General features: G+C 60.6%; 1 protein-coding gene. It reads right to left on the bottom strand.

Going from position 1 to position 264, the window contains the following annotated elements; translation table 11 throughout:
• Nucleotides 1–264: hypothetical protein (locus RVY79_RS20025; RefSeq protein WP_317466330.1), on the bottom strand; the 264-nt coding region annotated here is incomplete at both ends.

Here is a 264-nt window from a genome sequence, read left to right as displayed (position 1 = left end):
GTCCAACCCATGTTGCCCTGGCTGGCCCCACTGCTGATGCTTTCGCCGAGGTTCCAACGGAACAGCTGATCGCCTCGACCGACATCCGTCGAACCCGCGAGGCCACTCAAGCCAATCGGCAGGTCTGTCAGGGTGCCGTCGCTGCGAGTCGCGTCCAGCACGCTCAGACCAAAGGCATCGTCAATCCACGCGAATCGGTTTTCACTGCCCCAATTGAGTAGTGAATCTTGCGCGTTTGCCGTGATCGACAAGGGACTGGCGGCA

Source organism: Chromohalobacter sp. HP20-39, from assembly GCF_033052815.1.
In the GTDB taxonomy this organism is placed as follows: Bacteria; Pseudomonadota; Gammaproteobacteria; order Pseudomonadales; family Halomonadaceae; genus Chromohalobacter.
The sequence above is the reverse complement of the archived record's forward strand: the minus strand, read 5'-3'. Positions and strand labels throughout refer to the sequence as shown.